The 25258-nt window shown below is 64.6% G+C and carries 22 protein-coding genes; 9 read left to right on the plus strand and 13 right to left on the minus strand.

Going from position 1 to position 25258, the window contains the following annotated elements; genetic code table 11:
• Positions 1-10: 10 nt before the first annotated feature.
• The 7 genes from QX070_RS29155 to urtA form a co-directional block, all read right to left on the minus strand.
• Positions 11-352, minus strand: coding sequence for a zinc ribbon domain-containing protein (locus QX070_RS29155; protein ID WP_315740598.1), 342 nt, complete (start codon positions 350-352; stop codon positions 11-13).
• Between the two features lie 96 nt (positions 353-448).
• Positions 449-1678: a formamidase gene (gene fmdA, locus QX070_RS29160; RefSeq protein ID WP_315740599.1), complete on the minus strand. Its 1230-nt coding sequence runs from the start codon at positions 1676-1678 to the stop codon at positions 449-451.
• Positions 1679-1714: 36 nt separating this feature from the next.
• The gene (gene urtE, locus QX070_RS29165) at positions 1715-2404 is read right to left on the minus strand and encodes an urea ABC transporter ATP-binding subunit UrtE (RefSeq protein ID WP_315740600.1); all 690 of its coding nucleotides are present in this window, start codon (positions 2402-2404) and stop codon (positions 1715-1717) included.
• A 200-nt stretch (positions 2405-2604) separates the two neighbouring features.
• The gene (gene urtD, locus QX070_RS29170; protein ID WP_315740601.1) at positions 2605-3360 is read right to left on the minus strand and encodes an urea ABC transporter ATP-binding protein UrtD; all 756 of its coding nucleotides are present in this window, start codon (positions 3358-3360) and stop codon (positions 2605-2607) included.
• A 10-nt stretch (positions 3361-3370) separates the two neighbouring features.
• On the minus strand, positions 3371-4510 hold the full coding sequence (gene urtC, locus QX070_RS29175; RefSeq protein WP_315740602.1) for an urea ABC transporter permease subunit UrtC: 1140 nt from the start codon (positions 4508-4510) through the stop codon (positions 3371-3373).
• Positions 4511-4544: 34 nt separating this feature from the next.
• Entirely contained in the window at positions 4545-5471 is a 927-nt protein-coding gene (urtB, locus tag QX070_RS29180) for an urea ABC transporter permease subunit UrtB (RefSeq protein WP_315740603.1), read from the minus strand.
• 242 nt (positions 5472-5713) lie between these two features.
• On the minus strand, positions 5714-6976 hold the full coding sequence (gene urtA / locus QX070_RS29185) for an urea ABC transporter substrate-binding protein (RefSeq protein ID WP_315740604.1): 1263 nt from the start codon (positions 6974-6976) through the stop codon (positions 5714-5716).
• A 186-nt stretch (positions 6977-7162) separates the two neighbouring features.
• Here urtA and QX070_RS29190 point away from each other — a divergent pair, with 186 nt between their 5' ends.
• Both QX070_RS29190 and QX070_RS29195 read left to right on the plus strand, forming a co-directional pair.
• A complete protein-coding gene (locus QX070_RS29190; protein ID WP_315740605.1) occupies positions 7163-10537 on the plus strand; it encodes an ATP-binding protein in 3375 nt (1124 codons plus the stop codon).
• Positions 10527-11444 (plus strand): response regulator transcription factor, encoded by a 918-nt coding sequence (locus QX070_RS29195; RefSeq protein WP_315740606.1) that lies wholly within the window; start codon positions 10527-10529, stop codon positions 11442-11444. The genes QX070_RS29190 and QX070_RS29195 overlap by 11 nt, the downstream gene beginning before the upstream one ends.
• Before the next feature lie 224 nt (positions 11445-11668).
• On the opposite strand, the gene QX070_RS29200 is transcribed toward QX070_RS29195, so the two are convergent.
• Positions 11669-13171 carry an NAD(P)/FAD-dependent oxidoreductase gene (locus QX070_RS29200; RefSeq protein WP_315740607.1) on the minus strand — a complete coding sequence of 501 codons (1503 nt, stop codon included), beginning with the start codon at positions 13169-13171 and terminating at the stop codon, positions 11669-11671.
• A 110-nt stretch (positions 13172-13281) separates the two neighbouring features.
• On the minus strand, positions 13282-14052 hold the full coding sequence (locus tag QX070_RS29205; protein WP_315740608.1) for a S1 family peptidase: 771 nt from the start codon (positions 14050-14052) through the stop codon (positions 13282-13284).
• Positions 14053-14142: 90 nt separating this feature from the next.
• Between QX070_RS29205 and QX070_RS29210 the strand changes: the two genes are divergently transcribed.
• Positions 14143-14778, plus strand: coding sequence for an HAD-IA family hydrolase (locus QX070_RS29210; RefSeq protein WP_315740609.1), 636 nt, complete (start codon positions 14143-14145; stop codon positions 14776-14778).
• Between the two features lie 122 nt (positions 14779-14900).
• On the opposite strand, the gene mtnA is transcribed toward QX070_RS29210, so the two are convergent.
• The 3 genes from mtnA to QX070_RS29225 all read right to left on the minus strand — a co-directional run bounded on the left by mtnA (position 14901) and on the right by QX070_RS29225 (position 17259).
• Complete coding sequence (mtnA, locus tag QX070_RS29215) at positions 14901-16007, minus strand: S-methyl-5-thioribose-1-phosphate isomerase (protein ID WP_315740610.1); 1107 nt, start codon at positions 16005-16007, stop codon at positions 14901-14903.
• Positions 16008-16020: 13 nt separating this feature from the next.
• Entirely contained in the window at positions 16021-16896 is an 876-nt protein-coding gene (locus tag QX070_RS29220; RefSeq protein ID WP_315740611.1) for an S-methyl-5'-thioadenosine phosphorylase, read from the minus strand.
• A 90-nt stretch (positions 16897-16986) separates the two neighbouring features.
• On the minus strand, positions 16987-17259 hold the full coding sequence (locus QX070_RS29225) for a phosphopantetheine-binding protein (RefSeq protein ID WP_315740612.1): 273 nt from the start codon (positions 17257-17259) through the stop codon (positions 16987-16989).
• 341 nt (positions 17260-17600) lie between these two features.
• On the opposite strand from QX070_RS29225, the gene QX070_RS29230 reads away from it, so the two are divergent.
• Genes QX070_RS29230 through QX070_RS29240 form a run of 3 tightly spaced genes read left to right on the plus strand, consistent with a single transcriptional unit; the run spans position 17601 to position 20753 of the window.
• Positions 17601-18827 carry an acyl-CoA dehydrogenase family protein gene (locus QX070_RS29230; RefSeq protein WP_315740613.1) on the plus strand — a complete coding sequence of 409 codons (1227 nt, stop codon included), beginning with the start codon at positions 17601-17603 and terminating at the stop codon, positions 18825-18827.
• Between the two features lie 42 nt (positions 18828-18869).
• Complete coding sequence (locus QX070_RS29235) at positions 18870-19832, plus strand: amino acid--[acyl-carrier-protein] ligase (RefSeq protein WP_315740614.1); 963 nt, start codon at positions 18870-18872, stop codon at positions 19830-19832.
• A gap of 39 nt (positions 19833-19871) precedes the next feature.
• Positions 19872-20753, plus strand: coding sequence for an acyl-CoA acyltransferase (locus QX070_RS29240; protein WP_315740615.1), 882 nt, complete (start codon positions 19872-19874; stop codon positions 20751-20753).
• A 1-nt stretch (position 20754) separates the two neighbouring features.
• On the opposite strand, the gene QX070_RS29245 is transcribed toward QX070_RS29240, so the two are convergent.
• On the minus strand, positions 20755-21642 hold the full coding sequence (locus tag QX070_RS29245; RefSeq protein ID WP_315740616.1) for a branched-chain amino acid aminotransferase: 888 nt from the start codon (positions 21640-21642) through the stop codon (positions 20755-20757).
• A gap of 141 nt (positions 21643-21783) precedes the next feature.
• Between QX070_RS29245 and QX070_RS29250 the strand changes: the two genes are divergently transcribed.
• From QX070_RS29250 to QX070_RS29260, 3 genes are all read left to right on the plus strand, one after another.
• Complete coding sequence (locus QX070_RS29250) at positions 21784-22743, plus strand: alpha/beta hydrolase (protein WP_315740617.1); 960 nt, start codon at positions 21784-21786, stop codon at positions 22741-22743.
• A 150-nt stretch (positions 22744-22893) separates the two neighbouring features.
• The gene (locus tag QX070_RS29255; protein WP_315740618.1) at positions 22894-24198 is read left to right on the plus strand and encodes an O-acetylhomoserine aminocarboxypropyltransferase/cysteine synthase family protein; all 1305 of its coding nucleotides are present in this window, start codon (positions 22894-22896) and stop codon (positions 24196-24198) included.
• 12 nt (positions 24199-24210) lie between these two features.
• On the plus strand, positions 24211-25191 hold the full coding sequence (locus tag QX070_RS29260; RefSeq protein ID WP_315740619.1) for a homoserine O-succinyltransferase: 981 nt from the start codon (positions 24211-24213) through the stop codon (positions 25189-25191).
• The last annotated feature ends 67 nt before the right edge of the window (positions 25192-25258 follow it).

The following is a 25258-nucleotide window of genomic DNA, read 5'->3' on the forward strand; positions in this document are numbered from 1 at the left end:
CCCCTCGCGCTCAATGGCTGATCATCCACGGCCGCGCCGTCGGAAAGCCCTTGGCGCCGCTCCTGGTCTTGGTCATCAACCGCGGCGACTTCTTCGGCGAGCAGCAGCCGCAGCCCGGCCCGTGCTTCGCCTTGTATTCCGCGACCGTCTGCGGCGCGTGGCGGCTGCGCTCATTGGTGGCATGCGCCGTGCGCCGCTCCGCCGGCATGCAGGCGAAGGCGGGCGCGGTGAGGATCACGCGCGGCGCCATGTCCCGGCATTGCGGACAGGTCTGCGGCTCATCACATTCAGCCATCGGGCGCATGTCGGTGAATGGTCCGCATGTATCACAGAGATATTCATAGACCGGCATCGTTTCGTCTCCTGCGCAACAATCATCTCCATCTCACGCGGCGGATGCGGGGCGGCCGATACGCTGCCGTCCCGCACCCATCGCGCAGGGAGACCGCTATTTGTCCGGCGAGATCGGCATCTGGATATCGCCCGTGATGTGCTTGATCGGCCCCGCCGACGACGGCATCACGTCGAAGTCGAAGATCTCGGTCGGCAGCCACAAGGTGGCGCAGGCGTTGGGCACGTCGACGACACCGGAGATGTGGCCCTGCACCGGCGCGGTGCCGAGGATCGAATAGGCCTGGGCGCCGGAATAGCCGAACTTCTTCAGGTACTCGATGGCGTTGAGGCAAGCCTGGCGGTAGGCGATATGGACGTCGAGATAATGCTGCTTGCCGGCCTCGTCGACCGAGATGCCTTCGAAGATCAGGTAGTCGCGATAGTTCGGCGTGATCGGCGACGGCTTGAAGATCGGGTTCTTGATGCCGTATTTCGCGACGCCGTCCTTGATAACGTCGACCTTGATGTGCAGCCAGCCCGCCATCTCGATGGCGCCGCAGAACGTGATCTCGCCGTCGCCCTGGCTGAAGTGCAAATCGCCCATCGAGAGGCCGCCGCCGGGCACGTAGACCGGGAAATAGATCTTCGAGCCGCGCGACAGGTCCTTGATGTCGCAATTGCCGCCATGCTCGCGCGGCGGCACGGTGCGGGCGCCTTCGGCACCGATCTTGGCCTTGGCGTCGCCCTTGGCCTGGCCGGCGTGGGCGGTCGGCGCGAACGGCGGGTTGGCGAGGCCGGGCACGCGGGTCGGGTTGGTCGCGATCAGCGCGGTCTCGCGCTCGTTCCAGGTCGCGAGCAGCTTCGGATCGGGCAGACAGCCGATCAGGCCGGGATGGATCAGACCGGCGAAGTTCACGCCGGGGACGTGGCGCGACGAGGTGTAGAGGCCCTTGATGTCCCAGATCGACTTCTGCGCCAGCGGGAAGTGATCCGTGAGGAAGCCGCCGCCATTCTGCTTGGAGAAGAAACCGTTGAAGCCCCACAGGCTCTCCTTCAACGGTCCGACGTCGAGCAGGTCGACGACGAGCAGATCGCCGGGCTCGGCGCCCTTGACGCCGATGGGACCGGACAGGAAGTGAACGATCGACAGGTCGATGTCGCGCACGTCGTCAGCGGAGTCGTTGTTCTTGATGAAGCCGCCGGTCCAGTCATAGGTCTCGATGATGAAGTCGTCGCCGGGATTGACCCACTCCACCATCGGGATATCCGGGTGCCAGCGGTTGTGCACCTTGTCGTTCTCGTAGGCCGATTTGGTCAGATCGACCTTGATCAGTGTGTCTGGCATCAGAAGCTCCCCTTGTTCCTTGCTTGGACGGAGTGGTTAGACGGACAGATATTTGGAGACCTGGGCGGCATCGACGGAGTCGCGCGGATCGTCGCGGACGATCTCGCCGTTCTCGATCACCAGCACGCGGTCGGCGATGTCGAGGGCGAAGCTCAGCACCTGCTCGGAGACGACGATCGACAGCCCCTTCTCGTCGCGGATGCGCTTGAGGGTGCGCGCCATGTCCTTGATGATCGACGGCTGGATGCCCTCGGTCGGCTCGTCGAGCAGCAGCACCTTGGGCTTGGTGGCGAGCGCGCGTGCAATCGCGAGCTGCTGCTGCTGACCGCCGGAGAGGTTGCCGCCGCGGCGGCCCTTCATCTCCAGCAGCACCGGAAACAGCTCGTAGATGTCGCCGGGCACCTCGGACTCGCCGGAGACGACGAGGCCGGTCTCGATGTTCTCCTTCACCGTCATGGTGGAGAAGATCATGCGGCCCTGCGGCACGTAAGCGAGGCCCTTGGCGACACGCTCATAGCTCTTGAGGCCGGACAGCTCGGTGCCGTTCATATCGATGGAGCCGCTCTTGGACGGCAGGATGCCCATCAGCGACTTCATCAGCGTGGTCTTGCCCATGCCGTTGCGGCCCATGATCGCCACGATCTCGTTGGGCGCGACCTTGACGTTCAGGCCATGCAGCACCTCGCTCTGGCCGTAGGCGACATGGAGATCGGAGATTGCGAGCATCAATGGCTCCTGCAAAGTGATGAACTTGGATGAGGCTGCAGCAACATCGGCAGAGCGCTCCCTCCCCCCTTGTGGGGGAGGGTTGGGGAGGGGGGTGGCCCCAAGCGAGACTGCCGCCGTGGGCCCCCTCCCCTAACCCCTCCCCACAAGGGGGAGGGGAACGCGGCGTCATTCGGAGCGAACAGGATCGCGATCATCGCTCAGTGCCCCAGATAGACTTCGACGACCTTGGGATCGTTCTTGACCCGCTCCATCGTGCCTTCAGAGAGGATCTGACCCTGGTGCAGCACGGTGACCTTGTGCGCGATGTCCTCGACGAACTTCATGTCGTGCTCGATGACGAGCACCGACCGATCCTTGATGATGCGGTTGAGCAGCTCGGCGGTCTTGGCGCGCTCGCTGACGCTCATGCCGGCCACGGGCTCGTCGAGCATCAGAAGGTCCGGATTCTGGATCAGCAGCATGCCGATCTCGAGCCACTGCTTCTGGCCGTGGCTGAGCTCGGCGGCCGAGGTCTTGAGACGGTCCTTGAGGAAGATCATCTCGGCGACCTCCTCGACGCGGTCCTTGACGACCGAGTCGCGCTGGAAGGTGAGCGAGCCGAACACGGTGCGGCCGCGCGGAAACGAGATCTCGAGATTCTCGAACACGCTGAGATCCTCGAACACCGACGGCGTCTGGAACTTGCGACCGACACCCGCCTTGACGATCTCGTTCTCGCGCAGTTTGGTCAGCTCCTTGCCGCGGAACTGGATCGAGCCGGAAGTCGCTTTGGTCTTTCCGCAGATCAGGTCGAGCACCGTGGTCTTGCCGGCGCCGTTCGGGCCGATGATCACGCGGATCTCGTTCTCCTCGACATAGAAGGAGAGATCGTTGACCGCCTTGAAGCCGTCGAAGGAAACCGTGAGCGCTTCGACCGCGAGCAGGAAGTCCTTGGGCTGGTGACCGATGAGCATCGCTGTCTCCTCACTCTGCGGGGGCGCCGTTGGCGACGAGCCCGCCATTGCCGGATTTCTTGGTGCGGGACGCCAGCAGGCGATCGATGCGCGGCTGCACGTGATCGCCCCAGATCCCGGCCAGCCCGTTCGGGAAGGCAAGGACCACCGCAATGAAGAGCGCGCCGAGGCCGAACAGCCAGAGCTGCGGGAAGGTTTCCGACAGGCTGGTCTTGGCGAAGTTGACCAGGATCGTGCCGTAGACCGCACCGAAGATCGACAGCCGGCCGCCGACCGCGGTGTAGATCACCATTTCGATCGACGGCACGATGCCGACGAAGGACGGCGACATGAATCCGACTTCCAAGGTGAACAGGGCACCGCCGACCGCGGCGAACACTGCGGCAGCGCAGAAGGCAAAGATCTTGAAGTTGGCGACGCTGTAGCCGGAGAAGCGGACCCGATCCTCCTGCTCACGCATCGCCACTAGAATGCGGCCGAGCTTGGTCAGGCGGATGAACTGCGCCACCAGGATGGCGACGAACAGCAGGAACACTTCGACGAAGTAGAGGATGAGTTTGGCGTGATCGGTGCGGATGTCCCAGCCGTGCAGGGTGCGCAGATCGGTGATGCCATTGATGCCGCCGGTATAGCCCTGCTGTCCCACGATCAGGATGGTCAGGATGGCCGCGATCGCCTGGGTGATGATCGCGAAGTAGACGCCGCCGACGCGCCGCTTGAACATCGCGGCACCGATGATGAAGGCGAAGATCGCAGGCACCAGGATGATCGCCGCCAGCGCGAACGGGAAGCTCTGGAATGGCTTCCAGAAGAACGGCAGCTGCGTCAGCTGATTCCAATCCATGAAGTCGGGGATGCCCGGCGTCGACTGGATCTTGGTGTTGGCGACGCTAGAGGCCTCCAGCTTCAGGAACATCGCCATGCAGTAGCCGCCGAGGCCGAAGAACACGCCCTGGCCGAGGCTCAGGATGCCGCCATAGCCCCAGCACAGCACCAGGCCGATCGCAACGAAGGCGTAGGTCAGATATTTCGCGACCAGGTTCAGGCGGAACACATCGAGCGCCAAGGGCAGGATGACGACGAGCAGGAGCAGCAGCGAGACGAAGCCGATGAGTTCTGATCTGTTGAAAAAGCGCGAGTTGATGATCATGACCGTGCTTTCTTGTTGGGCTGTCGGAGCTGGCTCACTTGCGGACCTTGAGGGCGAACAGGCCCTGCGGCCGCATCATCAGGATGGCGACGATCGCAAGCAGCGTGAGCACCTTGGCCATCGAGCCGGACATGAAGAACTCCATGGTCGACTGCGCCTGGGAGATGGTGAAGGCGGAGGCGATGGTGCCGATCAGGCTGGCGGCGCCGCCGAACACGACGACCAGGAAGGTGTCGACGATGTAGAGCTGTCCGGCCGTCGGACCCGTCGAGCCGATCATGGTGAAGGCCGAGCCCGCGACGCCGGCAATGCCGCAGCCGAGGCCGAAGGTGTAGCGGTCGACCTTCTCGGTGTTGATGCCGACGGCGCCGGCCATCACGCGGTTCTGCACCACGGCGCGAACCTGCTTGCCCCAGCGCGACAGGAACAGGACGTAGGCCACCACGAGCGTGATCAGGATGGTCAGGCACATCACAAACATGCCGTTGATCGGGATCTGGATGGCGTCGGTCGCCTGCCAGGAGCCCATCATCCACTCGGGGAGCTCGACGCCGACCTCGCGGGCGCCGAACACCGAGCGGTAGGCCTGCTGCAGGATGAGGCTGAGGCCCCAGGTCGCGAGCAGTGTATCGAGCGGCCGCTTGTAGAGTCGGCGTATCATCGCCCATTCGACCAGCATGCCGAGCGATCCGGAGGCGATGAAGGCGAATATCATCGCGACGAAGAAGTAGCCGGGAAACAGCGAGGGGAGGAAATGCTGGAAGGCGTTCGACGTCATCCAGGTGACGTAAGCGCCGAGGATCATGAACTCGCCATGCGCCATGTTGATGACGCCCATCTGGCCGAAGATGATGGCGAGCCCCAGCGCCATCAGCACGTAGACCGAAAACAGGATGAGGCCCGCGAAGCCCTGCATCGCGAAGATGGCCCCGAGGTCGCCGATGGAATAGTCACCGAACATGATCCGTCCTCTCGTGATGCCCTGCTGCAAAATGGATCGGCGCCGGCACAGCGTGTCCGCAGCCAAGATCGTTCCCTCCCCCCTTGTGGGGGAGGGCTAGGGAGGGGGGCCTCCACGACGAGCTGTGGGTGGGGTACCCCCCTCCCCCATCCCTTCCCCACAAGGGGGGGAGGGAGCGCACTTCCCGCGCAGCAGCGTCAGCGATCTCATTCGCCTGTTGCTATGAGACGCGACAGATCAGCTTACTGGTAGCCCTTCGGGAACGGATCTGGCTCGACCAGGTCGGCGGTCTCGTAGATCAGCTCGTACTGACCGTCCGCCTTGGCGCGGCCGACGCGGGTCTTGGACCAGAGATGGTGGTTCTCGTGGATCCGCACGTAGCCTTCCGGCGCGCCCTTGAACTCGATGCCAGGCGAGGCGGCGGCGACCTTGTCGATGTCGAAGCTGCCGGCCTTTTCCACCGTCAGCTTCCACAGCCACGGACCGAGATAAGCGGCTTGCGTCACGTCGCCAATGACGGTCTTCTCGCCCCACATCTTCTTGAAATCGGCGACGAAGGCCTTGTTGTTCGGATTGTCGAGCGACTGGAAATATTTCATGCAGGCATACGCGCCCGCGATGTTCTCACCGCCGATGCCGTCGATCTCGTCCTCGGTCACGGAGATGGTGAGCAGCGTCTGCTTCGACATGTCGATGCCGGCGGCCTTGAGCTGCTTGTAGAACGCGACGTTCGAGCCGCCGACGATGATCGCGTAGATCACATCCGGCTTGGTCAGCTTGATCTTGTTGATGACCGAGTTGAACTGAGTGTGGCCGAGCGGGAAGTATTCCTCACCGACGACCTTGGCGCCCTGCAGATGGCCCTCGATGTGCTTGCGCGCGATCTTGTTCGAGGTGCGTGGCCAGATGTAGTCGGAGCCGAGCAGGTAGAAGGTCTTCGCGCCCTTGGTCTTGTTGACCCAGTCGAGGCCGGCGATGATCTGCTGCGTGGCCTCCTGGCCGGTATAGATGACGTTCTTCGACTGTTCGAGGCCTTCGTAGAAGGTCGGGTAATACAGCATGCCGTTGTACTGCTCGAACACCGGCAGCACCGCTTTGCGCGAGGCCGAGGTCCAGCAGCCCATGACGGCGGCGCATTTGTCGTTGACCAGCAGCTTCTTGGCCTTCTCGGCGAAGGTCGGCCAGTCGGAAGCGCCGTCCTCCTGGATATACTTGATTTTGCGGCCGAGCACGCCGCCGGCGGCATTGATCTGCTCGATGGCGAGCTTCTCGGCCTGCACCGAGCCGGTCTCCGAGATCGCCATCGTGCCGGTGACCGAATGCAGAATGCCGACGGTGACTTCGCTATCCGTGACTGCAAGGCCGGTGGTGTTGACTGCAGAGGTTGCAGGGCCGGCGCCGAAGGACGGCCGCGGCATCATGGCGAGCGCCGGGATCGCGGCCATTCCCATCAGCAATTGGCGCCGAAGTGGCGACTTCAGGCCCTTTTTGGTTTCGTCTGACATGAGCACCCCATTCATTGGTTCGAGGACACGCGTTGGGTCGGACGAAGGATGGCGCGCTTTGTGCAACGCACGGATACGCAAGATTGCGTATACTGCACCGCAAAAGCGCGACGTAGGCTCTGCGTAGGTCTTGCGAGCGGCAGGACAAAGCGTGCGGGCGATCCGCTTCGCGTGAGGAGTTCGAGAGTGGCAGGGCGGCAGCGGATCGACCGCGTCAGGCGCCAATACAACCAATGGGTCGCCAACCAGACGTTGGAGGACTATGCGCTCCGTTTTACGGCCAAGAGCGCGCGGCGCTGGTCCGCCGCCCGCGTCGCCAACACGGCGTTGGGCGCGATCTCGTTCCTCGCACTTGAGGCGATCGGCGGCACCATCACCTTGAACTATGGCGTCACCAACGCGACCGCCGCGATCCTGGTCGCCAGTGTGATCATCTTCTGCTGCGGCCTGCCGATTGCCTACCATGCGGCCAAATGCGGCATCGACATCGACCTGCTGACCCGCGGCGCCGGCTTCGGCTATATCGGCTCGACCATCACCTCGCTGATCTACGCGTCGTTCACCTTCATCTTCTTCGCCATCGAGGCGGTCATCCTGGCTTCGGCGCTGGAGATGTGCTTCGGCATTCCCCGGCCGATCGGCTATCTCATCAGCGCCGTCGTCATCATCCCGCTCGTCACCTACGGCATCACCCTGATCAGTCGCTTCCAGCTGTGGACACAGCCGCTATGGGTCGTGCTGCACATCCTCCCCTTTGCCGCGATCGCCTATGCCAGCCCGCACTCCTTCGTCGAATGGCAGCAGTTTCCCGGCGAGCACGGCGATCCCATGGGCCATCTCGATCTGGCGCTGTTCGGGACCGCCGCGGCGGTCGTGTTCTCGCTGGTCGCCCAAATCGGCGAGCAGGTCGACTTCCTGCGCTTCCTGCCGCGTGACCGCCGCACGTCCAAACGGTCGTGGTGGATCGCGTTGTTGTCGGCTGGCCCCGGCTGGATCGTGCTCGGGGCACTGAAGCTGCTGGCAGGCTCGTTCCTCGCCTTCTTCGCGCTGAGCCACGGCGTCTCCGCCGACCACGCCGCCGAACCGGCGCACATGTATCTGGAGGCGTTCCGCTACGTGTTGGCCCGGCCGGATTTGGCGCTTGCGTTGACCGGCACCTTCGTGATCGTCTCCCAGATCAAGATCAACGTCACCAACGCCTATGCCGGCTCGATCGCCTGGTCGAACTTCTTCTCGCGCCTGACGCACAGCCACCCCGGCCGCGTGGTTTGGCTCGTGTTCAACGTCGTCGTCGCGCTGCTGCTGATGGAGATCGGCGTCTACAAGGCGCTGGAGCAGACGCTGGCGCTGTACTCCAACATCGCGATCTCCTGGGTGGGCGCGCTGGTGGCCGACCTCGTGATCAACAAGCCGCTGGGCCTGCGCCCGCCGCAGATGGAGTTCAAGCGCGCCCATCTCTACGACATCAACCCGGTCGGGGTCGGCGCGATGACGATCGCGACGATCGTCTCGATCAGCGCCTTCTATGGCCTGTTCGGGCCGACCGGAAAGGCGCTGTCGACCTTCGTCGCGCTCGGCGTCGCGCTCGTCACCGCGCCTGCGATCGCCTATCTGACCGACGGCAAATACTATCTGGCGCGCAAGCCAAAGCGGAGCTGGCAGAACATCGAGCAGATCCAATGCTGCATCTGTGAGCATCACTTCGAACCGGAGGATACCGCCTCCTGCCCGGCCTATGCCGGTCCGATCTGCTCGCTGTGCTGCTCGCTCGATGCGCGCTGCCACGATCTGTGCAAGCCGCACGCGCGGGCCCATGCTCAGGTCGCAGCGGCGCTCAGCGGCATGCTGCCAGAGTCGTTGCTGGCCAAGTTCAACTCGCAGCTCGGTCATTATGTCGGTGTATTTCTGACATCGGCCGGGCTCGTCGCGCTGACGCTCGGCATGATCTATCTGGAGACGTCGGCGGCGCTGCCGGGCTTCAAGGGCATCATCTCCGATGTGCTGTGGAAGGTGTTCTTCGCCCTCTCCATCATCATCGGTGTCGTGACGTGGCTGTTCGTGCTGGCCCAGCAGAGCCGCCGTGCGGCCGAAGACGAGACGCGGCGGCAGACCCAGCTGTTGATTCAGGAGATCGAGGCGCACAAGCGCACCGATGCAGAGTTGCAGCGCGCCAAGGAAGTTGCGGAATCAGCCAATCTCGCCAAGAGCCGCTATGTGGTCGGCCTCAGCCATGAGCTGCGCTCGCCGCTGAACGCGATCTCCGGCTATGCGCAACTGCTCGAGCAGGACACGAGCCTCGCACCGAAGCCGCGGGACCAGGTTCGCGTCGTCCGCCGCAGCGCCGATCATCTGTCCGGCCTGATCGACGGAATTCTCGATATCTCCAAGATCGAAGCCGGGCGGCTGTATCTGTCGCGCGACGAGGTCCGTCTCAGCGAATTCCTGGATCAGCTCGTGGGCATGTTCCGATTGCAGGCCGCGGCGAAGGGCGTCGACTTCGTATTCAAGCGGCCGGCGGTCCTGCCGCTGGTCGTCTATGCCGACGAGAAGCGGCTGCGCCAGATCCTGATCAACCTGCTGTCGAATGCCATCAAATTCACCGGGGAAGGCAGCGTCCAGTTCGTCGTGCACTATCGGAGCCCGGTGGCCGAGTTCGAGGTGGTCGACACGGGTCCCGGCATCCAGCCTGACGATCTGGAGCGAATCTTCGCGCCGTTCGAGCGTGGCGCGCTCGGGGCCGCGCAGCCGCAGACCGGCACGGGACTGGGCCTGACGATCAGCCGTCTGCTCGCCGGTGTCATGGGCGGCGACATCAAGGTCGAGAGCAGCGTCGGCGCCGGCAGCACCTTCAAGGTCAAGATCCTGCTGTCCGAGGTGACAAACCCGACGCGGCATGCGCCGGTGAAGGCACCGGTGGCCGGCTATCTCGGGCCGCGCAGGACGATCCTCATCACTGACGATGATCCTGTGCATCGCGACCTCCTGCGCGAAGTACTGACGCCGCTCGGCTTCATCCTGCTGAGCGCGCCCGACGGTCCCGCCTGCCTCGCGCTCGCACAACACTGCCAGCCGGATCTGTTCATTCTGGACATCTCGATGCCCGGCATGGACGGCTGGACAGTGGCCGAGACCTTGCGCAACAGCGGTCATCACCAGGCCCGGATCCTGATGACATCTGCGAGCGCGCTCGAAGCTCATGGGCGGCCGTTGGCGCAACCCTTTCACGACAGCTACCTGATGAAGCCGATCGACATCCCAAGGCTGCTGGAGGCAATACGTCAGTTGCTGAAGCTCGAATGGAGCTACCAGACCGACACGCCCGTGGCCCCGCCACGCTGGCGGCCGGACACAGGATCCCGGCCGCCGCTCAAATATGTCGAAGAGCTGATGAGCCTCGGCCAGATCGGCTACATCAGGGCCATTCAGCTCAAGCTCGACGAGATCCGCAACGCGCATCCCGAGCATGCCGACTTCGTCGCCCAGATGCGCACGCTCATCGACCGCTTCGATCTCGATCAGTACATGGCAACTCTGAAGACCTTGCACGCCTATGAGCATTGACAGCAAGAAGCGCGACGTCGCTCTGGTCGTCGACGACTCGCCGGAGACGCTTCGGCTGCTGACGGACGCGCTGGATGGGGCCGGCATGACCGTCATGGTTGCGCTCGATGGCGCCGCGGCCATGCGCATTATCGACCAGATCACGCCGGACATCATCCTGCTCGATGCGGTCATGCCCGGCATGGACGGCTTCGAGACCTGCCGCAAGCTCAAGCGCGAGACAGGCCTCTCCAACGTCCCCGTGATCTTCATGACCGGGCTCGCCGACACCGAGCACATCGTGCAGGGACTGGAGGCCGGCGGCGTCGACTACGTCACCAAGCCGATCGCCGTCTCGGAGATGCTGGCGCGCATCCGCGTGCATCTCGCCAACGCCCGGATGACGCAGAGCGCGCGCGCCGCGCTCGACGTCTCCGGTCGCTTCCTGCTCGCCGTCAACCGCGAGGGACGGCTGATGTGGGCGACGCCGCAGGCCCAGAAGCTGTTGTCGGACAGTTTTGGCACGGCGGAGGAGCTCGTGCTGCCGGAAGCGCTGCGGCTGTGGCTGGATCAGGCGCAGAACGGCAAAGGCGGCGCCAAGGCCGCCGCTTCGATTCCCGATCATCCCGAATTGCGCCTCTACTACATGGGTGGAGCCGGGTCGAACGAATTCCTGCTGCGGCTCGCCAAGGAGTCCTCCGGTGAGCTGCCCAAGCAGTTCTCCAGCGCGTTTGGTCTCACCACGCGCGAGGGCGAGGTGCTGTCCTGGCTCTCCAAGGGCAAGACCAACCGCGACATCGCGCAGATCCTGGGACTGAGTCCGCGCACGGTCGACAAGCATCTCGAGCAGATCTACGCCAAGCTCGGCGTCGAGAACCGCACCGCCGCCGCGGCTGTCGCGACCGGTGTGGCGCGGCGGGAGAATTGAGGCGAGCCGAATCGCGCGTCCCTACAAGACTGTCGTCCCGGGCAAGCTCGGCGACGCGGAGCGTCGACGGGCGCCGACCCGGGACCCATACCGCGTGATGTGTCTTGAGGCAGGCTACGCGTTGACCCTTTCGCCGACCAGTACCCGCCGGTGGTCATGGGTCCCCGCGTTCGCGGGGACGACACCGTATTTGAGGCTCCAGCGAGACTCAGAAAGTCATCGCCTCACCCGTACACGAACGCCGGATCATCCAGATCGATCGCCGGGATCTGATCCTTCTCGCTCCAGTAGTCCTGGCTGTGCTGCCACTCCGGCTTGTCGCCGCGCTTAGGCAGCAGATGCATGTTGCGCATCATGTAGCCGGGGTTGAAGTTCTCCGGGTCGATCCATGGCAGCAGCGGCATGTTGTGATCCTCCGGGCGCAGCGCCGGCACGACCTTGCTCACACCTTTTTCTTTCATGTGCGCGAGCAGGCGGCACACGAAATCCGCGACGAGGTCCGTGCGCAACGTCCAACTGGCGCGGAAATAGCCGAACACCCAGGCCAGGTTCGGCACGCCGGTGAACATCATGCCGCGATAGGTCACGGTGTCAGCGAAGTCGAGCGGCTTGCCGTCGATCGTAAACGCGATGTCGCCGAGCACGCAGAGATCGAAGCCGGTCGCGGTGATGATGATGTCGGCCTTGAGCTCGTCGCCGGACTTCAGCTTGATGCCTGTCTCGGTGAACCGCTCGATCTCGTCGGTCACAACCGAGGCCTTGCCGCTCTTGATGCCCTCGAACAGGTCGGCATCCGGCACGAAGGCGATACGCTGCCGCCACGGGCGGTAGCTCGGCGTGAAGTGCTTGGCCGTATAGTCGGGTCCGAGGATGGCGCTGATCTGGCCGATCAGCTCCTTCTTCACCTGGTCGGGCTCGGTCAGGCAGCGCTTGGTGAACCAATCCTGTTCGAACAGGATCTTGCGCCTGACGATCTCATGGATCCATTCCTCCTTCACCTGCAGTCTCCGCAGCTCCTCGGCCAGCTCGATCGCATTGCGGCCGACGCGGAAGTAGGTCGGCGACCGCTGCAGCATCGTCACATGCGCGCATTGGCCGGCGATCGACGGCAGGATGGTCGCGGCCGTCGCACCGGAGCCGATCACCACGACCTGCTTGCCCGTGAGATCGAGATCCTCGGGCCACAGCTGCGGATGGACGATGCGGCCCTTGAACTTCACCATGTCCGGCCACTCAGGCGTGTAGCCCTTGGAGTGTCGGTAGTAGCCCTGGCACATCCAGAGAAAATTCGTTGTAAAGGTGACGGGCTCGTGATCCCTGCCCTTCACCGCTTGGACCGTCCAGAGACTGGTCGCGCTCGACCAACTCGCGGACAGGATGAGGTGGCCATAGCGAATGTGGCGGCCAAGGTCGTTCTCCTCGATCACGTCGCCCATGTAGTTGAGGATCTCTTCCGCGGTCGCGATCGGCGGCCCGACCCATGGCTTGAAGCTGTAGCCGAACGTATGCAGGTCGCTGTCGGAGCGGATACCGGGATAGCGGTGCGTCCGCCAGGTGCCGCCAAAGCTGTCCTGGCTCTCCAGGATCACGAAGCGCTTGTCGGGCATCTGCTTGGTCAACTGATAGGCGCTGCCGACACCGGAGATGCCGGCGCCGACGATCAGCACGTCGAAATGTTCGGTCGCGTGCGAGGACGCGGCCTCCCGGATGGGCGCGATGACGTTCATGGGAGTCCCTGGGCTTTGGTCTTGATGTTGTTTCCTCGCGCGACAGGCTGAACCCGATCACGACGATGGTCAACCCGCGACCGCGAGCCGCAACCCAGCCCTGAACGATCTCAATTTCCGCTGAGCGGCATGCCCCATTGCCGCGCGGTCTGTGCGACCCAGTCGCGATACAGCGTGAGCGGCGTGACGCCGGTCATGCCGCCGCAGCCGTCGCCGAGATTCGGTCCGGTCGACCATGAGATGACGCCGATCAGCACCTGACCTTGCGGCTGCGTCTCGAAAGCAGGCCCGCCGGAGTCGCCGGTGCAGCCGCCCAATCCGGGCCGCACGCCTTGCGTCGCCGGATCGACGAGCCGGATCTGCAGCGTGCCCGGTTTGCCCGTCGCAACCAACGCCGCCCCGCGCACCATGCCGCCGCTCTTTCCGTCGCCTGGGACAGCGACACCGATCCCTGCGACCGTGAACGCATTGCCGGCGGCAAGCGGCGGCTGCGGCACGCCAAGCGCCGCCGGCACGCGCGCCTCCGCGGGCGCCTCCAATTCCAGCAGCGCGACATCGGCGGTGGCGCGATGCGCCAGGATGGCCTGCACGCTGAAGCTCGGATGCACCGCCACCCGCCGGACCGTCTTGAGAACCGGCTTGCGGTCACGATCGTATTCCACGATGCGGTAATCGAGCCCCGGCTGCACGCAATGTCCGGCGGTCAACACGAGCTTCGGGGCAATCAGTGCGCCGCTGCAAAAATTGCCGCGCGAGCCGACGATCGTGACCACGGAGCGCCCGATGCCATCATTCAGCGCGGGCGCATTGCCGACCATGGCAAGGGTTGGCGATGGTGCCAGCAGAGCGGCGGCTGCAGTGATTGCGTGAGATAGCTTCATCGCGGCAGCAATAGCGGCTGCGACCGATATCGCCAAGTGCGGCGTCCCATGCTAGCGATCATCCGGGGATCGAACGAGGATGGGACTGACATGGTCGAGGCGGTGATCTTTGATTTCGGTGGCGTGATGACGACATCGCCGTTCGAGGCCTTCGCGCGGTTCGAGAAGGAGCGCGGCTATCCCGTCGACATCATCCGCAACACCAATGCTGCCAACCATCTCGAGAATGCCTGGGCGAAATTCGAGCGCGCCGAGATCGACCTCGACACTTTCGACCGGCTGTTTGCGGAGGAGTCGCTGGCGCTCGGCGGCGCAGCGGTCAGCGGGCGCGAGGTGCTGCCGCTGCTCGCCGGCGATCTCCGGCCCGGCATGGTCGAGGCGCTCCGCCGCATCAAGACGGAATGCAAGACCGGCTGCATCACCAACAATCTGCCGGCGAACGCAATCGGCAGCCAGGGCGGCCGCTCGTTGTACGTCGCGGAGGTGATGGTGCTGTTCGATCACGTGATCGAATCGGCCAAGATCGGGCTGCGCAAGCCCGATCCCCGGATCTACCGGATGATGACCGAGACGCTCGGCGTCAGCCCCGCGGACTGCGTCTACCTCGACGATCTCGGCGTCAACCTGAAGCCGGCGCGCGAGATGGGCATGACGACGATCAAGGTTGTCAGCGCATCGCAGGCGATTGCGGAGCTGGAAGCCGCGACGGGACTGCGCCTGCGCTGATCGTCATTGCGAGGCGCTCCTGCGCCGAAGCGAGCCGGGGGCTTCGCGGGATTCTGGATTGCTTCCGCCTTCGTCCTTTGGGCTTCGGCGGACACGTAGCTGCGCTCGCAATGACGAGGATCTCAATAGTTCGTTTGGTTCGCCCGCTCGGGAAATGCGGCCGCCAGCGCCGCTCCGTCAGCCTGCAGCACGCCGCGCTCCGTGATCAACCCCGTCACCAGCCGTGCCGGGGTGACGTCGAAGCCGTAGTTCGCAACCGGCGAGCCCGGCGGAACGATGCGCACGGTCTCGATGCGACCGTCGGCGGTGCGACCCGTCATCTCAGTGACCTCCTGCGCGCTGCGCTGCTCGATCGGGATCTGCCGTCCTTCGGCGACGGCGAAGTCGATCGTCGGCGACGGCAGCGCGACATAGAACGGCACGCCATTGTCGTGCGCGGCCAGTGCCTTGAGATAGGTGCCGATCTTGTTGCAGACGTCGCCATTGGCGGCGACGCGGTCGGTGCCGACGATGGCGAGATCGACCATCCCATGCTGCATGAGATGGCCGCCGGTGTTATCCGGGATGACGGTATGCGCCACGCCGTGATGCCCGAGCTCCCAGGCGGTCAGCGAGGCGCCTTGATTGCGCGGCCGTGTCTCGTCGACCCAGACATGGATCGGAATGCCGCGATCGTGCGCAAGATAGATCGGCGCGGTCGCCGTGCCCCAATCGACGGTCGCAAGCCAGCCGGCATTGCAGTGGGTCAGCACGTTCACGACTTCGCCCGGCTTCTTGCGCGCCGCGGCCGCCTCGATCAGCGCGAAGCCATGCGCGGCGATGCCCTGGTTGATCGTGACGTCCTCGCCGGCAATGTCGACGGCGCGCGAATAGGCCGCATCGCGCCGCTCCGACGGTGCCAGCCGGCGCAGCATCGTGCTCATCGTGTCGAGCGCCCATTTCAGGTTGATCGCCGTCGGCCGCGTCGCGATCAGCATCTCGTAGGCGCGGTCGATGCCAGGATCGGAGCGGTCGTCGCGCATCGCCAGCGCCATGCCGAACGCGGCGGTGGCGCCGATCAGCGGCGCACCGCGGACCAGCATGCCGCGGATCGCGTCCGCCGCCTCCTCGCATGTCGTGATCTTCGCCACCACGAACTCGTGCGGCAATCGGCGTTGATCGATCGCGCAGACCGACCAGCCGTCGGAGTCGAGCCAGATGCTGCGATAATGCCTGCCGTCCACCTTCATGTTCGATCCCCCCTCAACCACGCAAGATACGGCCTGCGACCGCATCGAGCTTCTTCAGAAGCTCGGGATCGCGCGCCTCCGGCGCAGTGATCAAGGCGGTGTCGAGCGCTCGGTCGGAGCCGATCGGGCACGGTTCATGCTCGCGCGGAAACTCCCGGGCGAGCCGCGCCACCAGCGATTTCGCCCTGTCGGCGTTGGTGGTGAGCACGCGAATGATATCCTGCACGGTGACGGCGTCGTGATCCGGATGCCAGCAGTCGAAGTCGGTCACCATCGCGACCGTCGCGTAGCAGATCTCGGCCTCGCGGGCGAGCTTCGCCTCCGGCATGTTGGTCATGCCGATGACCGAATAGCCTGACGCCTTGTAGGTCATGCTTTCGGCATAGGTCGAGAATTGCGGCCCCTCCATGCAGACATAGGTGCCGCCGCGCGCGATCGCGATGCCCTCGGCCTCGGCCGCAGCCGCGAGATGAATCCGCAACCGCGGTGAAACCGGATGCGCCATCGAGACGTGGGCGACACACCCCCTGCCGAAGAACGAGCTCTCGCGCTTGTAGGTGCGATCGACGAACTGATCGACCAGCACGAAGGTGCCCGGCGGGAGCTCTTCCTTGAACGAGCCGCAGGCCGACAGCGACACCAGGTCGGTGACGCCCGCACGCTTCAGCACGTCGATATTGGCGCGGTAATTGATGTCGGACGGGGACAGTCGGTGTCCCTTGTCATGGCGCGGAAGGAACACGATCGGCAGGCCCGCGATCGTCCCCCGGCGTACCGGCGCCGACGGCTCACCCCAGGGACTCGCGATCACCTCTTCGCGCGCATCTTCCAATCCCGGCAGATCATAGATGCCCGAGCCGCCGATAATGCCAAGCACAGCCTTCGTCATGACGTCCCCATCTCCAGCGGAGACGAGAATGCCAGCTTTGCGGCGAATTGAAAACAGCGACGCGGTGATCCGCGGGGCATGGCAACTGGGTCAGGCGGCCTTCGCTGCCGCCAACTGACCGCTCACCAGCCGCTCCAGCGTTGCGACCGACTGGAAGTTCTCCGGCGTGATCAGCTCCTGCGGAATGGTGAAATCGAACTCCGCCTCGATCGCCAGCATCAGGTTGACCATGTCCATCGAGGTCAGCCCGACATCGACGAGCTTGGCATCCGCCGCCACGTCGGCGGCCGTAGAATTCTGCGCGAGGATATCACGCACGAGCGCCACGATCCTGCGACTGACATCGACATCGAAACTCGGCATGGGGTCCTCTTCACTCGCGACTTGTTCCGGCGCGTCGGATCTGATCGACGCACGCGCAGGGGAGATAACGCAATTCGGCGTCGAAAGAGTTACGCCGCATCCCCATTCCAGTCTGAACTCGTCTTAACGCTAACGGCTTGGTCCAAAATTCTCGGATCGAACCAACCGGAAATTAACCCCCACCCGTCGATTGCGCGGCGTTTACCCTGAATTTCGTCGACGCATTTGAATCAAATCCATACCCTGCGTTGCAGCCCAAAGAAGGCGCAGCGCATCGGCCTGCTACTGCGGATGCGCGTGCCGCTCTCTCAAAGAGACAAGATCCGGAGTATCGATCGACCATGACTCTCCAGGGAACCGCGCTTCGCAACCCGATCCCCGACGACGGCGACAGCCTCCTGCTCGATCGCAGCTCCTTATTCGTCCAGCGGACCGCCGCTGTTGCGACGCAGGCCGCGGCGGAAGCCGAAGAGGTCGACCGTGACGGCCGCTTCCCGAAGGCCGCGATCGATGCGGCACGCGAGCACAAGCTGCTCGGGATGCAGATACCCGTCGAGTTCGGTGGCTTCGGCGCCTCGATCCACGACATTGCCGACGTCTGCTATGAGCTCGGCCGCGCCTGCGCCTCCAGCGCCATGATCTTCGCTATGCACCAAACCAAGGTCGCCTGCCTGGTTCGTCACGGCCGCGGCAATCCCTATATGGAATCGCTGATGCGCCGGATCGCCGCCGAGCAGCTGCTGATGGCCTCCTCCACCACCGAAGGCCAGAACGGCGGCAATATCCGCGCCAGCGCTGCGGCGGTCGGCCACGAGGGTGACCGTATCACGCTGAAGCGCGACGCCACGGTGATCTCCTATGGCGCGGAAGCCGATGGCCTCGTCACGATTGCCCGGCGCACCGACGGCGCCGCCGCCTCCGATCAGGTGCTGCTGGCGCTGACCAGGGATGACTACACAATTTCGCGCACCCTTGGCTGGGAAACGCTGGGCATGCGCGGCACCTGCTCGACCGGATTCGCGCTCGAGGTGAGCTGTCCCTCCGACCGCATGTTCACCGAATCCTATGGTCGCATCCACGGCCAGACGATGACACCGTTCGCACATCTGTGCTGGTCGTCGGCCTGGGCCGGCATCGCTGCGGCTGCCGTGGAGCGCGCCCAGCGCTTCCTGCGCAAGGCCGCACGCGGCGCCGGCGGACAGATGCCGCCGGCAGCTGCGCATTACACCGCGGCGAAGATGGCGCTGGCCCGGCTGCGCGCAATGATCGTCACCAACATGGATGCCTTCGTCGCCCACGAATATGACGAGCGGGCGCTGAGCTCGCTCGACTTCCAATCCTCGATCACGCTGTTGAAGGTGCAGGCCTCGGAACTTGCCGTCGAGACCGTGATGCACGCCATGCGCGCCTGCGGCCTCTCGGGTTATCGCAACGACGGCGAGTTCTCGATCGGCCGCCACCTCCGAGACGTTCTGTCGGCGCCGATCATGATCAACAACGACCGTATTCTCACAAGCATTGCCACGGCCAACTTGATGAGCACGGTACCGACCTCGCTCCATGAATGATCACGCCGATCGCAGCCATTGCCTCCACTCAGGATTTGCACAATGACGATTCCCGTTCTTCCGCAGTCGCCCGAGATTGCGCCCCAGCCGGCCGACGCGCTCGATCATTTGACCGGCGCCCTGTTCCATCGCATGGGCGCAGATGGCGTCTATGCGCGGACCGCGCTGTATGAAGGCGTGGTGGAGCGGCTCACGACGCTCATCACGCGACATCGCGAGCCCGGCACGGAGGTCATGCGCTTTCCGCCGGTCATGAGCCGCGCCCAGCTCGAAAAGTCGGGCTATCTCAAGAGTTTCCCCAACCTGCTCGGCTGCGTCTGCGGCCTGCACGGCACCGAGCGGGACATCCATGAAGCCGTGGCACGGTTCGACAAGGGCGGCGACTGGACCACCTCATTGTCACCAGCCGACCTCGTGCTGTCGCCCGCGGCCTGCTATCCGGTCTATCCGATCGCGGCGAGCCGCGGCGCCCTGCCGGTCGGCGGCCTGCGCTTCGACGTCGCGGCCGATTGCTTCCGCCGCGAGCCGTCGCGTTATCTCGACCGCCTGCAGTCGTTCCGGATGCGCGAATATGTCTGCATCGGCACGCCCGACGACGTCTCGGCATTCCGTGACCGCTGGATGGTGAAGGCGCAGGCGATTGCCCGCGATCTCGGCCTGTCGTTCCGGGTCGATCACGCCAGCGACCCGTTCTTCGGCCGCGTCGGCCAGATGAAGGCGGTCAGCCAGAAGCAGCAGGCGTTGAAATTCGAGCTGCTAGTGCCTCTGCGCTCGGAAGAGCAGCCGACCGCCTGCATGAGCTTCAACTATCACCGCGAGCATTTCGGCACCACCTGGGGCATCATCGACGCCGATGGTGCACCGGCGCACACCGGTTGCGTGGCTTTCGGCATGGATCGCCTCGCGGTCGCGCTATTCCACACCCACGGCATCGATCCGACGCGCTGGCCGTCGCGCGTACGGGAAGCGCTGCAGTTCGAGCGCCAGGCAAGCACCGTCGGCTGACGCCACGAAGCCGCCGTCGAGGGATCGGCAGAACATCTCATGGGCGCGCCCAAGCCGCCGATCCGGTGCCGCGAGATCGGAGACTCCGATCTGGACGCGATCACCGATCTCTTGACACGCGGCTTCCCCCGGCGGCCCCGCGGCTATTGGTCGAGCGGCCTGCAGCGGCAAGCCGCGCGCCCGACGCCCGACGGCTATCCACGCTACGGCTATCTGCTCGAGCAAGACGGCAATGCGGCCGGCGTCCTGCTCGTCATCCATAGCGATCGCGGCACGCCTGCGGAGCCGCAGATCTGCTGCAATCTGTCGAGCTGGTATGTCGAACCCGCCTTTCGCAACTACGCGACGATGCTGACGAGAATCGCGCAGCGTCGGCCGGAGGTCACTTACGTCAATATCAGCGCCGCAAGGCAGACCTGGCCGATCATTGAGGCGCAAGGATTTCGCGCCTATTGCAGCGGCCTGTTCTTTTCGATGCCCGCGCTGTCACTGGCTGGCCTCAGTTCGCCGGTTGAGAAGGTCAGGGCAGACGCCCGCTCCGTGGATGGCGTTCCGTCGGATGAGGCCGAATTGCTGATGCGCCACGCGCGCTATGGCTGCCTCAGCATGGTGGTGCGATCGACGGCGGGCCCCGTTCCGCTGGTGCTGCAGAAGGTCCGCATCCGGCAGGGACGCTTCGCATTGCCTGCGATGCAGCTGATCTACTGCCGCAGCATCTCCGACTACGTTTCCTGCGCCGGTACCGTCGGCCGCCTGCTGCTGCGTCGCGCCGCCGTTTCTGTCATCATCGACGCTAACGGGCCGATTGACGGTCTCGTCGGCATCTACACCGAGCGGCGCGGCCGGAAGTACATCAAGGGACCGCAGCCGCCTCGCCTCGGCGATCTCAGCGACACCGAGCTGCCGCTGTACGGCCCCTAGCTCAGGCGGCCGCCCTGACCTCATGCGCATAGTCCCAATACAGCCGGCGCGCACGGCTGAACACCGGACCGATCGGCAGGGCCCGGTCGTCGATGCGAATGACTGGTGCGACCTTGGCGAAATTGCCCGACGAGAAGATCTCGTCGGCGGCCAGGAAGTCTGCATAGCGCAGCGTGGTCTCGACCACGCTGACGCCGTCGGCTCGCAGCAGCTCGGCCACGCGCTGGCGGGTGATCCCGTTGAGAAACGTGCCGTTCGGCACCGGCGTGAACACCACGCCGTCCTTGACCATGAACACGTTGGCATTGCCGAACTCGGCGACGTTGCCGAGCAGATCGAGCATCAGGCAATTGTTGAAGCCGCGCGAGGCCGCCTCGATCAGCGCGCGCGAATTGTTCGGATAGAGGCAGGACGCCTTGGCATCGACCGGCGCGCACTCGGCGGTCGGCCGCCGGAACGGCGACAGCGTGATGGCGTTGCCCGTCGGCTGCGGCATCGGCGCTTCATAGATGCAAAGGCACCAATTGGTGGTCTCGGGATCGAACAGGACACCGCCGCCGGCGCCATGCTGCGCCCAGTACATCGGGCGGATGTAGAGCTCGGCTCTCGCTCCGAACCGCGCGATCCCCTCCCGCGCCAACCCCATCCAGGTCTCGACGTCCACCACCGGCTTGAGCCGGAAATTGATCGCGGACTGATTCACGCGCGCGCAGTGCCGATCGAGATCTGGCGTCACGCCTTCGAATGCGCGCGCCCCGTCGAACACGGTCGATGCGAGCCACGTCGCGTGGGTCCGGACGCCCATGATCGGCGCATTGCCCTCGCGCCATTCGCCGTCGAAGAAGGTCCAGGTCTGCGAGTAGCTGACAGGCTTGACGATGTGGGTCATGGCGGCGCTCCCGTTCGGCATCGATCGTGTCTGCACTTCTGGCGTGAACATTTTAAGGATTTCCCTGTCGCGACCTGCTGCTCACGATCGATTCACTGCTGATGGGCACAATGCCCGATGCCTTGGTTAATTGGAGCTGTCATGCCGCTCGACCCTCGCGCCCAGCGCCTGCTTTCGATGGTGGCGGCCGTTGTGACGGAAAGCCGGGAGCCTCCGAGTCCCCGGCAACGCCGGCAGTCGCTGGCAAAACTGATGCAGTTCGCGCGCAACGACTGCGGCGCCGTCATCACGCGGGACGGCAATTTCTCCGGGCCCTCCGGGCTGCTTCGTTATCGCCTGTATACGCCTGCAGCAGGCCCGGATGATACTGGGGCGCCCCTCCCCGGCTTCGTCTACTTTCACGGCGGCGGTCTCGTGGCAGGCAGCATCGACACGCACGACAAAGTCGCCGCCGCGCTTGCCGCCGCCTCCGGCTGCCGGCTGCTCTCGATCGACTACCGCCTCGCGCCTGAGCACAAGTTCCCCGCAGCGATCGAGGATGCGATCGCGGCGGTTCACTTCGCCATCGATCGCGCGGCCGCGCTCGGCATCGACGGCGGTCGGATTGTGATCGGCGGCGATTCCGCGGGCGCCACGCTCGCCGCCGCCGTTTGTCAGCAGGCCGTCGGCAGCACCGATCTCAGGATCGCGCTGCAGTGCCTGATCTGTCCGGTGCTCGATTTCTCCAATTTCTGGCCGTCGCGCGAGCTGTTCGGGACCGGCCACCTGATCGACAGGGCGACCTGGCAGGCCGACCTCGCCGACTATCTGGTTGGCGAGGTCGATGTCGCCAATCCACTGATATCGCCGTTGTGCCGTGAGACGCTGGCCGGGCTTCCCCCCGCCGTGATCCACACCGCGGAATTCGACCCGATGCGTGACGAGGGCAATGCCTACGCGGCACGGCTCGCGGAAGCTGGTGTCACGGTCGCGCATGTCTGTCACAACGGCATGGTCCACAATTTTCACGCGCTCGGTGCGATCCTGCCGCAGGCCAAAGCAGCACTGGATCTGGTCGGACAGCAAATTCGGTCCCTCCTCCCGGTCCCAACCGCACGCTAATTCGAAGCTTATCGGCCACACATCGTTAGGGTTATTTCGTCGTTCTTGTCGCGAATTATTGCCCGCTTCACGCCTGCGCTCCTACAACGACACCCCTCGCGGAATACGTGCAACCTGCATTGTGGACGGATGCTGGAGTGGAGATCGCCGATGCGCAATGAGACGATTGCAATCCACGCCGGCTATGAACCGGAGGCGACCACCAAGGCCGTCGCGGTTCCGATCTATCAGACCGCCGCCTACGCCTTCGACAGCGCCGATCACGGCGCCGCGCTGTTCAATCTCGAAGCCGAGGGCTACCGCTACAGCCGTATCTCCAATCCGACCACGGCGGTGCTCGAGAAGCGCGTCACCGAGCTTGAGGGCGGCGTCGGCGCGCTCGCCGTCGGCACCGGGCAGGCCGCGCTTCACTTCGCATTCGTCAATCTGGCCGACAGCGGCGGCAACATCGTCTCGGTGCCGCAGCTCTATGGCACCACGCACACGCTGCTCGGGCACATCCTGCCGCGCCAGGGCATCACCGGGCGCTTTGCCGAAAGCGATGCGCCCGATGCCATCGAACGTCTCATCGACGAAAACACCAAGGCCGTGTTCGCCGAGACGATCGGCAATCCCGCCGGCAATGTCTGCGACATCGAGGCGCTGGCGAAGGTCGCGCATCGCAACGGCGTGCCGCTGATCGTCGACAACACCGTCGCAACACCGATCCTGCTGCGGCCGTTCGATTACGGCGCCGACATCGCGGTGCATTCGCTGACCAAGTTTCTCGGCGGTCATGGCACGACGCTGGGCGGCATGCTGGTCGACAGCGGCAACTTCCCCTGGAAGGATCATGCCGACCGTTTTCCCGCCTTCACCCAGCCCGACGCGTCCTATCACGGGATGGTCTACACCGATCATTTCGGCCGCAGCGCCTACATCCAGCGCGCGCGCAGCGTCTATCAGCGGACCATGGGTGCCGTGCTGTCGCCGTTCAACGCATTCCTGCTGCTGCAGGGCATCGAGACGGTCGCGCTGCGCATGGAGCGTCACGTCGAAAATGCGCGCAAGGTCGCCGAATTCCTCCGCAACGATCCGCGCGTAGAATGGGTCAACTACGCCGGCTTCGCCGACAGCCGCTATTACCCCCTGGTCCAGAAATATCTCGACGGCCGGGCGTCGTCGCTGTTCACGTTCGGGATCAAGGGCGGCATGGAGGCGGGCAAGGCGTTCTACGACTCCCTGAAGCTCGTCACGCGGCTGGTCAATATCGGCGATGCGAAATCGCTGGCCTGCCATCCCGCATCGACCACACATCGGCAGATGCCGCCGGACGACCAGCGCAAGGCGGGCGTCCTCCCCGAGACGATCCGGCTGTCGATCGGCATCGAGCATGTCAGCGACATCATCGAGGATCTCGACCAGGCTCTCGCCCAGGCCTGCCCTCGTCCGCGTCAGTTGGATGCGGCGGAGTAGAGCGATCAGCCGATGACCCTGCTGTTCGACCGACATCGCAGGATCGCGAGCCCTGCCCTCGCACCCGCCGAGTTCGACGACCGCGGAGGGCGCCCGATCGAGCTTTCGATCGGCCTCGTCAACAACATGCCGGACAGCGCCCTGAAGGCGACCGATCTCCAGATCGCCCGCCTGCTGCAGCAGTGCGCGCCGCGGCACGTCCGCATCCGCCTGCACTGCTTCTCGCTGCCCTCCATCTTGCGCTCGCAAGCGGCCAGGAGCCACGTCGCCCAGTCCTACGCGGACATCGGGTCGCTCGATCGGCTCGGCATCGACGGCCTGATCGTGACCGGCGCGGAGCCTGTCGCCGCGACATTGCGCGACGAACCTTATTGGTCGGACCTCACCTCCGTGATCGACTGGGCCAGAACCAATACGCGCTCGACGATCTGGTCGTGTCTCGCGGCCCACGCGGCCGTGCTGCACCTGGACGACATCGAGCGGCAGCGGCTGGCGAGCAAATGCTCCGGCATCTTCGACTGCGTGAAGGTCCAGGACGACTGGCTCACGCACGGCATCCATTTGCCGCTTCAGGTGCCGCACTCCCGCCTCAACGCCGTCAACGAGCCGCTGCTGGCAGAGCGCGGCTACGACATCCTGACGCGGTCGGAGGAGGTCGGCGTCGACATTTTCGCGCGCTCGACGCCGAGCCGGTTCGTGTTCTTTCAGGGCCATCCCGAATATGACGCGCTCTCCCTGCAGCGCGAATACATGCGTGACATCGCGCGCTTTCTCGCCGGGCAGCGCGACGACTACCCGCGGCTGCCGAAATCCTATTTCAGCGCCGAGAGCGAGGCGGTGCTCAACGCGTTCGAGTGGCGGGCCAAGGAAAGGCGCGACCCGACGCTGGCGGCCGAACTCCCGGGATTGACGCTGCGGCCAGATCTCGCCGCCGAAAGCGCCGCCCAGACGCTGTTCAGGAACTGGATCGGCCATCTCGGGCAAACCGGATAGCGCCACAGCCCGCGTCCCATCGGAGCGATCGCACATCGGCGCGCCATCTGTTAGATTGGCGCGACAC

It is taken from the genome of Bradyrhizobium sp. SZCCHNR1093 (genome assembly GCF_032381175.1).
Lineage (GTDB): Bacteria > Pseudomonadota > Alphaproteobacteria > Rhizobiales > Xanthobacteraceae > Bradyrhizobium.

Bases quoted from the DNA above. Each gene is read 5' to 3' on its own strand.
- QX070_RS29155 (WP_315740598.1), bottom strand. From the start codon at position 352: ATGCCGGTCTATGAATATCTCTGTGATACATGCGGACCATTCACCGAC.
- fmdA (WP_315740599.1), bottom strand. From the start codon at position 1,678: ATGCCAGACACACTGATCAAGGTCGATCTGACCAAATCGGCCTACGAG.
- urtE (WP_315740600.1), bottom strand. From the start codon at position 2,404: ATGCTCGCAATCTCCGATCTCCATGTCGCCTACGGCCAGAGCGAGGTG.
- urtD (WP_315740601.1), bottom strand. From the start codon at position 3,360: ATGCTCATCGGTCACCAGCCCAAGGACTTCCTGCTCGCGGTCGAAGCG.
- urtC (WP_315740602.1), bottom strand. From the start codon at position 4,510: ATGATCATCAACTCGCGCTTTTTCAACAGATCAGAACTCATCGGCTTC.
- urtB (WP_315740603.1), bottom strand. From the start codon at position 5,471: ATGTTCGGTGACTATTCCATCGGCGACCTCGGGGCCATCTTCGCGATG.
- urtA (WP_315740604.1), bottom strand. From the start codon at position 6,976: ATGTCAGACGAAACCAAAAAGGGCCTGAAGTCGCCACTTCGGCGCCAA.
- QX070_RS29195 (WP_315740606.1), top strand. From the start codon at position 10,527: ATGAGCATTGACAGCAAGAAGCGCGACGTCGCTCTGGTCGTCGACGAC.
- QX070_RS29200 (WP_315740607.1), bottom strand. From the start codon at position 13,171: ATGAACGTCATCGCGCCCATCCGGGAGGCCGCGTCCTCGCACGCGACC.
- QX070_RS29205 (WP_315740608.1), bottom strand. From the start codon at position 14,052: ATGAAGCTATCTCACGCAATCACTGCAGCCGCCGCTCTGCTGGCACCA.
- QX070_RS29210 (WP_315740609.1), top strand. From the start codon at position 14,143: ATGGTCGAGGCGGTGATCTTTGATTTCGGTGGCGTGATGACGACATCG.
- mtnA (WP_315740610.1), bottom strand. From the start codon at position 16,007: ATGAAGGTGGACGGCAGGCATTATCGCAGCATCTGGCTCGACTCCGAC.
- QX070_RS29220 (WP_315740611.1), bottom strand. From the start codon at position 16,896: ATGACGAAGGCTGTGCTTGGCATTATCGGCGGCTCGGGCATCTATGAT.
- QX070_RS29225 (WP_315740612.1), bottom strand. From the start codon at position 17,259: ATGCCGAGTTTCGATGTCGATGTCAGTCGCAGGATCGTGGCGCTCGTG.
- QX070_RS29230 (WP_315740613.1), top strand. From the start codon at position 17,601: ATGACTCTCCAGGGAACCGCGCTTCGCAACCCGATCCCCGACGACGGC.
- QX070_RS29235 (WP_315740614.1), top strand. From the start codon at position 18,870: ATGACGATTCCCGTTCTTCCGCAGTCGCCCGAGATTGCGCCCCAGCCG.
- QX070_RS29240 (WP_315740615.1), top strand. From the start codon at position 19,872: ATGGGCGCGCCCAAGCCGCCGATCCGGTGCCGCGAGATCGGAGACTCC.
- QX070_RS29245 (WP_315740616.1), bottom strand. From the start codon at position 21,642: ATGACCCACATCGTCAAGCCTGTCAGCTACTCGCAGACCTGGACCTTC.
- QX070_RS29250 (WP_315740617.1), top strand. From the start codon at position 21,784: ATGCCGCTCGACCCTCGCGCCCAGCGCCTGCTTTCGATGGTGGCGGCC.
- QX070_RS29255 (WP_315740618.1), top strand. From the start codon at position 22,894: ATGCGCAATGAGACGATTGCAATCCACGCCGGCTATGAACCGGAGGCG.
- QX070_RS29260 (WP_315740619.1), top strand. From the start codon at position 24,211: ATGACCCTGCTGTTCGACCGACATCGCAGGATCGCGAGCCCTGCCCTC.